Raw genomic sequence first — 11,700 nt, forward strand, 5'->3', positions numbered from 1 at the left:
AGATCACCCTCTACTTGCGGGCCTCCAGAATCAGGTTGAACGGCGTCTGCGTCGCCCGCCGGAACCTGCTGAACCCTGCCTCCTCGAACACCGCCCGCAATCGCGCCTCCCCGGCCTGCGCCCCCAACCCCAGACCCACTTCCTGCGACAACGAATTGGGCGTGCAGATAAACGTCGACGCCGCATAGAACAAGCGCCCGACCGGTGTCAGGTTACCCTCCAGCGTGTCCTCGGCATACGGTTCCACCAGCATGACCGTGCCATCCGCCTTCAAAGCACGGTAGGCATGCCGGGCTGCCCCGACCGGGTCACCCATGTCGTGCAGGCAATCGAAGAAGCACACCAGGTCATGGTCATGCCCCGGGTAGTCCTTGGCGCTGGCCTGCTGGAAGCTCACCCTCGCCTCCAAATCTGCTTCACGTGCACGCTCGTTGGCGGTTGCGATCGAAGGCTCATGATAGTCGTACCCCACGAAGGTCGACGCCGGAAACGCCTGCGCCATTACCAGTGTCGAGGCGCCATGACCGCAGCCCACGTCCGCCACCTTGGCGCCCGCCTGCAGCTTGGCCACCACACCCTCCAGCGCCGGCAGCCAATCCGCGACCAGAAAGGTGCGATACCCCGGCCGGAAAAACCGCTCGGTACCACTGAACATGCACGGGTGGTGATCGCCCCAGGCCAACCCGCCATCGCCGCGCATGGCGGCTACCAGCTTGTCCTTGTCATGGAACAGTGCAGCCACCACTGCCGCGCCGCCGGCCATGTAGGCCGGGGAGTCCTCCAGCGCCAGGGCCATGGCCTGCTCTTCAGGCAACACGAAACGGCCCTTGTCATGGATCATGTAGCCCGATGCCGCCTGGGCATTCAACCATTCGCGCACCAGCCGCGGGTGGCAGCCAGTCTTTTCCGCCAGTTGCTCCGGGGTGACCGCCTGGCTGTCGGCCATGGCCCGGTACAGCCCCAGTTCATCGCCGAGAATGACATTGGCCAGCGTCGCCGCTGCGCCCATGTCGCCCACCAGCTTACCCATGAAATCGTGAAGCCTTGCCTCGTCCATGACGTGCCCTCCTCTGCAAGAAGGCCATCGCCCACGAGGGCTGTCTGCTCCGGGGAGGCGGTGGTCGGTTCAAGGGTTTCCGCTCGCGGTACAACACGCTAGCGCGAGCTGTCAGTAAGTTTAGATGCTCTGCCTGGGCGACGTGGAATAACGGCCATATGGCGCAAGAGCACATCCTTCAGGTCACAATTCCTAAACATCGATGTGACATTTTTTTTCAGCTTTCCTATCAAGGAGCTGTCAAATGAAGGTCACGGTTTTCGGAACCGGCTATGTCGGCCTGACCCAGGCGGTGTGCCTGGCCCAGGTGGGGCATTCGGTGCTGTGCATGGATGTCGATGCCGATCGGGTTGCCAGCCTGAATGAAGGCCATTGCCCGATCTTCGAGCCCGGCCTTGCGCCGCTCCTGGAGAAGAACCTCGCCTGCGGTCGACTGCGCTTCACCACCGATGCCGCAGCGGCTTCCAACTATGCCCGGTTGCAGTTCATTGCCGTCGGTACTCCGCCGCAAACCGACGGCAGCGCCGACCTGAAGCACGTTTTCGCCGTGGTCGACAGCATCCTCGAACATGCTGACGGACCCAAAGTAATCGTCAACAAGTCCACCGTGCCGGTGGGTACGGTACACCGCATCAATGCACGCATCGCCCAGGCCGTAGCCGATACCAGCCGCTTCCAGGTGATCAGCAACCCAGAGTTTCTCAAGGAAGGCTCTGCGGTGGATGACTGCTTGCGCCCCCAGCGCATCATCATCGGCGGCGCAGAAGCGGCCGAAGTGGAATTGCTACGCGAGCTTTACCTGCCGTTCAACCGCAACCGCGAAAAGTTTATGGTCATGGACGCGCGCAGTGCCGAGCTGACCAAGTACGCGGCCAATTGCATGCTGGCCACCAAGATTTCCTTCATCAACGAAATCGCCAACCTGGCCGAGCACCTGGGGGCCGATATCGAAATGGTGCGCCGTGGCATCGGCTCGGACCCGCGTATCGGTTACGACTTCATCTACGCTGGCTGCGGTTTTGGCGGCTCGTGCTTCCCCAAAGACTTGCAAGCCCTACGCCACAGTGCCGAGGCAGAAGGCTGCGAAACGCAGTTGTTGCGCGCAGTAGAGTCGGTCAACGAGCAGCAGAAGGGCCGGCTGTTCAGCAAGATCAAGCGCCACTACCCTGGCGGCCTGCGGGGCAAGGTGTTTGCCCTGTGGGGGTTGTCGTTCAAGCCCAATACCAATGATATCCGCGAAGCCTCCAGCCGGGTCCTGCTGGAAGCGTTGTGGGCCGCGGGTGCGCGGGTCCAGGCCCACGACCCTCAGGCCATGGAAGAAATCCGGCGCCTCTACGGCCCGCGTGCCGACCTGCAACTGGTGCCCTGCAAGGACGATGCATTGCAGGGCGCCGATGCTCTGGTGATCGTCACCGAATGGCAGGACTACCGTGTGCTCAACCTGGACGAAGTGCCGCAGCAGCTGGCCGACCGTGTGGTGTTCGATGGCCGAAACCTGTACGAACCCGAGCACATGGCCTCGGCAGGCCTGACCTACTACGGCATCGGACGTGGCAACAATGCGCCACCTTGACTGCAGTGAATACCGGCTGGCCACTCCCCAGGCAGTCAGCCGGCTTCATCGACGCAGGGTCGTGTATGACTGGCGCAAACCACTTGCAATCCATCAAACCTCAAAATACTGTATGAATATTCAGTATAGCGAGACAGCGCCATGCAACTCATCGCCAAACTCGGCATCCTGGCCGACGCCGCCAAGTACGACGCGTCCTGCGCCAGCAGCGGCGCGCCGAAGCGTAACTCGCGCGGCGGTGACGGCCTGGGCGCTACCAACGGCATGGGTATCTGTCATAGCTACACGCCCGACGGCCGCTGCGTATCACTGCTCAAGGTACTGCTGACCAACTTCTGCCTGTATGACTGCCAGTACTGCGTCAACCGCCGCTCCAGCAACGTGCCACGCGCGCGCTTCAGCCCCGAGGAAGTGGTACGCCTGACCCTGGACTTCTACCGGCGCAACTGCATCAGCGGCCTGTTCCTCAGCTCCGGCATCATCCGCTCGGCGGACTACACCATGGAGCAGCTGATCCGTGTGGCCCGGCTGTTGCGCGAAGAGCACAGCTTCCGCGGCTACATCCACCTCAAGGCCATCCCCGATGCCGACCCGCTGCTGATCGAAGAGGCCGGGCGCCTGGCCGACCGCCTCAGCGTCAACATCGAACTGCCCACCGACGCCAGCCTCAAGCGCCTGGCGCCGGAAAAGCAAGGGCGCACCATTCGCCAGGCCATGGGCGTGATTCATCAGGGCCAACAGGCTGTGGCCAACGAGCCCAGGGCGCCGCGCTTTACCCCGGCCGGGCAAAGCACCCAGGTCATCGTCGGCGCCGACAGCACCGACGACAGCACCTTGCTGCGCAATGCCGAATCGCTGTACCAAGGCTACGGCCTCAAGCGCGTGTACTATTCCGCCTTCAGCCCGATCCCTGACAGCCCCGGCAGCGTGCCCCTCGCCGCACCGCCGCTGCTGCGCGAACACCGCCTGTATCAAGCCGACTTCCTGCTGCGTGGCTATGGCTACAAGGCTGGCGAGCTGCTGGGCCACAGCGGTAACCTGGCACTGGACATCGACCCCAAACTGGCCTGGGCACTGGCCAACCGCGAAGTGTTCCCACTGGACGTGAACCGCGCCGAACCGGCGCTACTGGCGCGTATCCCCGGCATCGGCCTGCGCAGCGTACAGCGCCTGGTCGCCCTGCGCCGGGAGCGGCGCATCCGATATGACGACCTGATCCAGCTGCGCTGCGTGCTGGACAAGGCACGGCCATTCATCGTGACCAGCGACTACCGCCCGGCCCAGGCCGAATTGCGCAGCGGCTTGCTGCGAGCGCGCTTGAGTGAGCCGCCAGCGCCCGTGCAGATGGGGTTATGGGGGTGATCGCGCTCGACTGCGAGGACCTGTTCGCCACCTGGCGCGATCAGGCCCGGGGCTTGTTGGGGCATGGCATCGACCCATCGGAAGTCACTTGGTCGCAAGGCCCGATGGCGGACCTGCTGGCCGTGCCGGCAGCGCCGCCTGAAGGGCCTGGCCCTTTCCGGGCCAAAGTCCCGACCGCACTGCTGAGCCAGTTGGAGCAGGCCTCTCGCTACCGTGGCGAACAGCGCTGGAACCTGCTGTATGAAGTGCTGTGGCGCGTCGCCCATGGCGACCGCACGGCAATGCTGGCGGGTGACCGGCTGGGCAGTGAGCTGCAACGGCGCATCAAGCAGGTAACCCGCGAGGCGCATCACTTGCACGCGTTTGTACGCTTCGTGCCGCTGCCTGAGGAACTGGCTGAGCACTTGCAGCTCGATCTGGTGGCCTATCACGAGCCGGCACACGACATTCTGCACAGTGCCAGCGCGCACTTCGCCGACCGCCTGGGGCGTTTGCGCTGGTTGATTGCCACGCCACAGGATGGCATTCGCTTCGACGGCCAGGCGTTCGACTACCAGCGCCAGTGCCCCGAGCCCTGGCGCCAGTGGGCCCGCAATGCCGAAGACCCGGGCGCCGAACTCTGGCGCACCTACTACCGCCATACCTTCAACCCCGCCCGCCTGAACCCGGAAGCCTTGCGCCTGCACATGCCAGGACGGTTCTGGCGGCATTTGCCGGAAGGCATGCTGATACCGCAGCTCGAAGGCCTGGCGCGCCAAGGCAAACAGCGGGACGGCCAGGCCCTTGAGGTGGCCTCCCAAACCGGCAAGACAATCAGCAAACCTGCGCGCTCGGTGTAGCCGCGGAGCCCGTTGCGGCCCCGTCGAGACACAAGGCCGCTGCTACGCCGAAGCCATCATGCTCAACTGAAGAGCCTGGCCAGGCAGGCCAGCTTCTTCTTGTACGAACGCCGCGCCTCCAGTGCCTGCTCCAGGCTCACCGGCAGGAACCGTGCCTGCTGGTTGGGCTGCATCTGCCCGATCAGGTCGAGGTCGGCACTGATCACCGTGCCGATCATGGCGTAACCGCCCCCCGACACCGCATCGCGATGCAGGATGATCGGTTCCAACCCTGCCGGCACCTGGATCGATCCGATCGGGTAGCAGCTGTCGACGATATTCGACGGATCCGACCCGGCACCGAACGGCTGCTCGCGCGCCTGGAAACTCAAGGCGCTGCCGCCTTTGTAGCGATAGCCGATACGGTCCGCCTCGGAGCCAACCGTCCAGGCGTCGGTGAAGAAACGTTGCGCTGCCGCTTCGGTCAGGCGGTGGAAGTACAGCCCAGGCACCACCCGCAACACCACCTCGCCCCCCAAGGCCTGACGCAGGGCCATCGGCAAGCTTGCACCGGCGCGGGTCTTGCCGCTGGGCACGCCGACCGGCAACAGGTCACCGGCCATCAACTTGCGGCCCTGAAAGCCACCCAAGGCCCCCAGCGCATAGGTTGAACGGCTACCCAGCACCTCCGGCACATCGATACCGCCAGCCACTGCCAGGTAAGCCCGGGCGCCTGCAGTGGGGAAGCCAAAACGCAGCACTTGCCCGGCGCGCACGGCAAACGCCGTGTCCGGGCGCTGCTCGCGTCCATCCAGCAGCACTGGCATCTGTGCCCCGCACACCGCCACCAGCGTATCCTGCTGGAACTCCAGTTCCGGCCCCACCAGCGCACACTCCAACCCTGCGGCGCCCGCCGGGTTGCCCACCAGGTGGTTGGCGGCGCTCAGGGCATACTGGTCGAGTGCGCCGGATGGCGGAATGCCCAGGTGGTAGTAACCTTCGCGGCCAAGGTCCTGCACGGAAGTCGCCAGGCCCGGTTTGAGTACCTTGATCATGCCAGCACCTCCTGCAGCGATTTCGGGTAGCCGACCGGATCGGCGAGAAAGGCGTCCAGAGAAAACGCCACGGGACGAATGCGCAGGTCAAAACAGCCCTCCTCCACATCCGCCACCGCCTGGTCATAGGCACGGCGGTCGATGGGTTTGAACTGAACGATGTCACCCGGGCGGAAGAACACCATGTGCTCTTTCAGGTAATTCAAGGTCTGCTGCGGGTCGTAGATCGGTGCCGGGGTGACGCCAAACATCTGGTAGCCCCCAGCCCCGCGCACCGAGTAGATGCAGCCGAAGCAGCCGCCATGGCCCAGGGTGTGCTTGGGCGTGTCGGTACGGGGGCGCAGGTACTTGGGCACCTGCAGCTGCCGCTGGCGCTCGACCATCTGGAACATGAACGGCAGGCCGGCGACGAAGCCGACCATCGACACGAACCATGGCGCACCGCTGTGCGCGGCAATGAATGCGTCGACATCGGCCAGGCCGTTGATGCGCGCGGCGTACTCCAGATCAGTACTGGTCGGGTCCTGGTGGCGATCCCTAAAGCGCATCAGGGTTTCATGGGTCCAGGGGTCGTTGTACAGCACCGGAATCTCGATGATACGCGTCTGCAGCGAGCGCTCGGCCACCGCCTGCGCTTCGGCGCCGCGCACGGCCTCAAGCAGTGCCTCGGGGGCGATACGGTCCGGGTCGAAGCGGATCTGGAACGACGCGTTGGCCAGGCACACATCAAGCACGCCATCCAGGGCCAGCCGCTCCACCGCCCGGGTGACGGCCATACCCTTGAAAAAGGCCTCCAGCGACATGCTCTCGCTGACTTCGGCAAACAGGTGCTCGTCGGCGCCGAAGCTGTAACGGATCGGGGTTGTAGCAAGCGGTTCGGCCATGACAGTTCCTTTTCTTGGAATCTTTATAGAAAGGCAGGCGAAAATAAAATGCTCGGGCTCCGGCTTGTCTGTTTGCCGGATGCCTGACTGATTCAGCGCAGCGCACGCACCACGATGCCAGCCGTATCCAGGGCCCTGCGCGTGGCCTCGACCAGATCCAGCGCGCCCGGGGTGTCACTGTGCAGGCAAATGGAATCGAATTCGATGGCCAGGTCCTGGCCTTCGACCGTACGCACCACGCCTTGGCGGCAAGCGCGCAGCACCCGCTCGGCGACGGCTTGGGGCTCGTAGCCACGCACATTGCGGGTAAACACGATCGACCCGCTCAGGTCGTACTCGCGGTCGGCGTAGAACTCGCGAACTACCGGCTGGCCCAGTGCCTGGGCGATGCGACAGATCACCGAACCCGGCATGCAGAACAGCAGCAGTTCCGGCTCGATCACCCGCAGGTTTTCCACCAGCAAGCGCGCGGCTTCTTCGTCACGCGCCAGGTGCATGTACAACGCCCCGTGCGGTTTGATGTGCCGCAGACGCACGCCCTGGGCACGGGCGATTTCACGCAGCGCGCCCAATTGATAGAGCATGTCGTCCACCAGTTCCTGCGCCGAGGCATTGATATGCCGGCGGCCAAAGCCAACCAGGTCACGGAATCCCGGGTGTGCCCCCACAGCAACGCCCAGTGCCTTGGCGCGCTCGACGGTGCGGCGCATGGTGCCGGGGTCGCCGGCATGGAAACCAGTGGCGATGTTGGCGCTGCTGATGTAACCCATCAGCTCATTGTCGACGCCATCGCCAATGGTCCACGGGCCAAAGCCCTCGCCCATGTCCGAGTTGAAGTCTACTGCTTGCATGACGGCATCTCCTGGCACTTGTGACTGCATGCAAGCCACGTTAGATTCTCTACACCCCCTTGGGAAGATCTATAAACAGATGGGGTACCTTCTGAAAATCAGATACCCCGGGAGCCTACCGTGTCACTGACCCTGCGCCAGGTCCGCTACTTCGTTGCCACCGCTGAAATCGGCCAGATATCCCAAGCGGCGATCCACCTGAACATCTCCCAGTCGGCAGTGACCACGGCCATCAAGGAGCTGGAAGCGATGCTCGGTGTGCTGTTGTTCCAGCGCTCGGCCCAGGGCATGAGCCTGACCGAAGCCGGCCGGCACTTTTTGAACCGTGCCTACGTCATCCTGCGCAGTGTCGACGATGCGTTGAACAGCCCGCTTCCGGACGTGCGCGCCAGTGGCCTGTTGCGCCTGGCTGCGAGTTACACGGTGATCGGCTACTTCCTGCCGCACCACCTGCAACGCCTGGAGCACTGGCATCCGGGCGTGACCCTGGAGCTCTACGAGCAGGAACGCAGCGCCATCGAGCAAGGCCTGCTGGAAGGGCGTTTCGACATGGCGGTGGTGCTCACCGCCAACCTCACCCACCCCGACATCGTTTCGGAAACCCTGTTCAACTCCGAGCGCCGGCTGTGGCTGCCCGGGCATCACCCACTGTGCGAGCGCTCGGCCGTGAGCCTGGCCGATGTGGCCTGTGAGCCGTTCATTCTGTTGACCGTCGACGAGGCCGAGCACAGTGCCATGCGCTACTGGGAACAGGCCGGGCAACGGCCAAGCGTAAGGGTACGGACCAGCTCGGTGGAGGCCGTGCGCAGCATGGTCGCCAATGGCAGCGGTGTGGCGATCCTGTCGGACCTGGTGCACCGGCCCTGGTCGCTGGAGGGCAAGCGTATCGAGACAGTGACCATCAGCGACCCGGTCACACCGATGAGCGTGGGGTTGGCCTGGCACCGGGAACGGGCATTCAGCCCGGCGATGCACGCGGTGCGCAATTACTTCCATGATGCGTTTCTCGCACCGCAGCAGTTGTCGGCCCGGCGCTGATCCTGCCTTTGCAGGCCCGGCCTCTTCGCGGGCGCGCCCGCTCCCACAGGTGCAGCGCAAATCTTCAGCGGTATGGCAGCCTGTGGGAGCGGGCGAGCCCGCGAAGAAACCAACACCCATCTCGAGCCGAACGTTCAGGCCGCAATGCCGTCATAATCTGAGCCGGTGCCGACACGCAAAGAGGACGCGAAATGACCCAGCCCGACCCGTCATACGTCAAATGGCTCGAAGACCGCGCCATGCTCAAGGCCTCCCAGGCGCGTGCCAGCCTGTACTCAGGCCAGTCGCGACTGTGGCAACACCCCTATGCCGAGGCCCAGCCCCGCCGCGCCACCGAAATCGCCTCGGTGTGGCTGACCGTCTACCCCGACGCCATCATCGCGCCCGAGGGTTGCTCGGTGCTCGGTGCCCTGGCCCACGAAGCGTTGTGGAAGCGCCTGTCGGAGATCGGCGTACAGGGCCTGCACACCGGCCCGATCAAACTGTCCGGTGGCATCCGCGGCCGCGAACTCACCCCCAGCGTGGACGGCAACTTCGACCGCATCAGCTTCGACATCGACCCGCTGTACGGCAGCGAGCAGGAACTGATCCAGATGAGCCGCATGGCCGCTGCGCACAATGCCGTGACCATCGACGACCTGATCCCCTCGCACACCGGCAAGGGCGCCGACTTCCGCCTGGCCGAGCTCGCCCATGGCCCCTACCCGGGGCTGTACCACATGGTCGAGATCCGTGAAGAAGACTGGACGCTGCTGCCCGAGGTGCCCGCCGGGCGCGATGCGGTCAATCTCCTGCCAGCGCAGTGTGACGAGCTGAAGGCGCGCCATTACATCGTTGGCCAGTTGCAACGGGTAATCTTCTTCGAGCCGGGCGTGAAGGAAACCGACTGGAGCGCCACGCCGCCGATCACAGGCGTCGACGGCAAGACCCGGCGCTGGGTGTACCTGCACTACTTCAAGGAGGGCCAGCCGTCGCTGAACTGGTTGGACCCTACCTTCGCCGCCCAACAAATGATCATTGGTGATGCGTTGCACGCTCTGGACTGCCTCGGTGCCCGCGGCCTGCGCCTGGACGCCAACGGCTTTCTCGGCGTGGAAACCCGCGCCAGCGGTACCGCCTGGTCGGAAAGCCACCCGCTGTCGATCGTCGGCAACCAGCTGATCGGTGGCATGATCCGCAAGGCCGGCGGTTTCAGCTTCCAGGAGCTGAACCTGACCCTCGATGACATTGCGCAGATGTCCAGGGGCGGCGCCGACCTGTCCTACGATTTCATTACCCGGCCGGCCTACCAGCATGCGCTGCTGACCGGCGACACCGAGTTCCTGCGCCTGATGCTCAAGGAGATGCACGCCTTCGGCATCGACCCGGCCTCGCTGATCCATGCCCTGCAAAACCATGACGAGCTGACCGTGGAGCTGGTGCACTTCTGGACACTGCACGCGCATGACATGTACCTGTACAAAGGCCAGACCCTGCCTGGCAGCATCCTGCGCGAACATATCCGCGAAGAGATCTACGAACGGCTGTCGGGAGAACATGCCCCGTATAACCTGCGCTTCGTGACCAACGGCATTGCCTGCACCACCGCCAGCCTGATCGCTGCTGCCCTGGGTATTCGCGACCTCGAACAGATTGGCGAGGCGGATATCGAGCTGATCAAGAAGGTGCACCTGCTGCTGGTCATGTACAACGCCATGCAGCCGGGGGTGGTCGCCTTGTCCGGTTGGGACCTGGTCGGCGCCCTGCCCTTGCCCGCCGAGGCGGTTGCCGAACGCATGCTCGATGGCGATACCCGCTGGATTCACCGGGGCGGCTATGACCTCGCCGGGCTCGACCCACAGGCAGAGGTTTCAGTGCGTGGCATGCCGCGTGCCCGGGCGCTGTACGGCAGCCTCGACAGGCAGTTGGACGAGGGTGATTCATTTGCCTGCAAGGTGAAGAAACTGCTGGCTGTGCGCCAGGCCTACGGCATCGCCACCAGCCGTCAGGTGCTGGTACCTGAGGTGAGCAGCCCGGGGCTGCTGGTGATGGTGCACGAGCTGCCAGCCGGGCGGGGTATCCAGATCAGTGCGCTGAACTTCGGCCAGGACACGATTGCCGAGGAACTGCTGTTGACCGGGTTCACACCCGGGCCGGTGGTCGACATGATCAACGAGACGGTCGAAGGCGATTTGACCGAGGACGGGCGCTTGATGGTGAACCTGGACCCGTACGAGGCGCTGTGCCTGCGGATCGTCAACAGCAGCGGGCATGTTTGAATCTGCAGTGGCCCTGCCGTCGGCAAACCGGTTTCGCCCACAAGCACGCCGCCTGCCCAACGCTGGCGCCAGACCCGCAAGCCGGCTTGCCAACCAAGAAGCCGGTCTTGCATTTACTGCGCTACGGGCATAGCGTTCGGAAGTTTTCTTTTCCGTGCCCAGGAGCAACACCATGTACACCGGCATCGTCCAGGCCGTCCGCCCTCTGCTTGATGTGACCACCTACCCGGGCCACAACCAGTTCACCATCGACCTCACCCCGGAACTGCTCGACGAGCTGAAGATTGGTGCCAGCGTCAGTGTCGAAGGTACCTGCCTGTCCGTGACCGAAATCGACGGCAGCCAGGTCAGGTTCGACGCCATGACCGCGACCCTCGAGCGCACCAATCTGCGCAACTTCAAGCCCGGCCAGCGCGTGAACATCGAACGCTCAGCGAAGATGAACGCCGAAGTCGGCGGCCACCTGATGGCCGGCCACATCGCCACCACCGCCGAAATCGTCGAGCTGTCGATCAAGGAAACCGGCGCCTTCATCAAGTTCCGCATGCCGCCGCAATGGGGCAAGTACGTGTTCCCGCGCGGTTTCATCGGGGTCAATGGCTGCAGCCTGACGGTCGCTGACGTGGAGGACAACGTGATCACCATCAACCTGATCCCGGAAACCCTGCGGCAGACCACCTTCGCCAGTTACCACACAGGTGAACTGCTCAACATCGAGGTCGACCACCAGACCATGGTGCTGGTCGATGTGGTAGAGCGCACCATCAAAGGTACCCTGGCCCGCGAAAACCTGCTGCCCTGAGG

At 64.1% G+C, this 11,700-nt stretch carries 10 protein-coding genes; 6 read left to right on the forward strand and 4 right to left on the reverse strand.

Annotation, left to right across the window (positions count from 1 at the left end; translation table 11 throughout):
* Positions 1–10 precede the first annotated feature (10 nt).
* Positions 11–1,057 carry a class I SAM-dependent methyltransferase gene (locus J3A98_RS12040; RefSeq protein ID WP_176684604.1) on the reverse strand — a complete coding sequence of 349 codons (1,047 nt, stop codon included), beginning with the start codon at positions 1,055–1,057 and terminating at the stop codon, positions 11–13.
* Between the two features lie 244 nt (positions 1,058–1,301).
* On the opposite strand from J3A98_RS12040, the gene J3A98_RS12045 reads away from it, so the two are divergent.
* From J3A98_RS12045 to J3A98_RS12055, 3 genes are all read left to right on the forward strand, one after another.
* Positions 1,302–2,630, forward strand: coding sequence for a UDP-glucose/GDP-mannose dehydrogenase family protein (locus tag J3A98_RS12045; protein WP_209966374.1), 1,329 nt, complete (start codon positions 1,302–1,304; stop codon positions 2,628–2,630).
* Positions 2,631–2,771: 141 nt separating this feature from the next.
* Complete coding sequence (locus tag J3A98_RS12050) at positions 2,772–3,992, forward strand: putative DNA modification/repair radical SAM protein (RefSeq protein WP_176684606.1); 1,221 nt, start codon at positions 2,772–2,774, stop codon at positions 3,990–3,992.
* Positions 3,983–4,831 carry a TIGR03915 family putative DNA repair protein gene (locus J3A98_RS12055; RefSeq protein ID WP_209966376.1) on the forward strand — a complete coding sequence of 283 codons (849 nt, stop codon included), beginning with the start codon at positions 3,983–3,985 and terminating at the stop codon, positions 4,829–4,831. The genes J3A98_RS12050 and J3A98_RS12055 overlap by 10 nt, the downstream gene beginning before the upstream one ends.
* A gap of 62 nt (positions 4,832–4,893) precedes the next feature.
* Here J3A98_RS12055 and J3A98_RS12060 read toward each other — a convergent pair whose 3' ends face one another.
* From J3A98_RS12060 to J3A98_RS12070, 3 genes are all read right to left on the reverse strand, one after another.
* Positions 4,894–5,865, reverse strand: coding sequence for a biotin-dependent carboxyltransferase family protein (locus J3A98_RS12060; RefSeq protein ID WP_176684608.1), 972 nt, complete (start codon positions 5,863–5,865; stop codon positions 4,894–4,896).
* Positions 5,862–6,749, reverse strand: coding sequence for an allophanate hydrolase subunit 1 (locus J3A98_RS12065; protein ID WP_209966379.1), 888 nt, complete (start codon positions 6,747–6,749; stop codon positions 5,862–5,864). The genes J3A98_RS12060 and J3A98_RS12065 overlap by 4 nt, the downstream gene beginning before the upstream one ends.
* Positions 6,750–6,841: 92 nt before the next feature.
* Positions 6,842–7,600 carry a 5-oxoprolinase subunit PxpA gene (locus J3A98_RS12070; protein ID WP_209966381.1) on the reverse strand — a complete coding sequence of 253 codons (759 nt, stop codon included), beginning with the start codon at positions 7,598–7,600 and terminating at the stop codon, positions 6,842–6,844.
* Positions 7,601–7,720: 120 nt separating this feature from the next.
* On the opposite strand from J3A98_RS12070, the gene J3A98_RS12075 reads away from it, so the two are divergent.
* From J3A98_RS12075 to J3A98_RS12085, 3 genes are all read left to right on the forward strand, one after another.
* Entirely contained in the window at positions 7,721–8,638 is a 918-nt protein-coding gene (locus J3A98_RS12075) for a LysR family transcriptional regulator (RefSeq protein WP_209966383.1), read from the forward strand.
* 191 nt (positions 8,639–8,829) lie between these two features.
* Positions 8,830–10,896, forward strand: coding sequence for a maltose alpha-D-glucosyltransferase (gene treS / locus J3A98_RS12080; protein ID WP_209966385.1), 2,067 nt, complete (start codon positions 8,830–8,832; stop codon positions 10,894–10,896).
* Positions 10,897–11,068: 172 nt separating this feature from the next.
* Complete coding sequence (locus tag J3A98_RS12085) at positions 11,069–11,698, forward strand: riboflavin synthase subunit alpha (protein WP_209966387.1); 630 nt, start codon at positions 11,069–11,071, stop codon at positions 11,696–11,698.
* Positions 11,699–11,700: the final 2 nt, after the last annotated feature.

It is taken from the genome of Pseudomonas sp. BP6 (genome assembly GCF_017875935.1).
In the GTDB taxonomy this organism is placed as follows: Bacteria; Pseudomonadota; Gammaproteobacteria; order Pseudomonadales; family Pseudomonadaceae; genus Aquipseudomonas; species Aquipseudomonas putida_Y.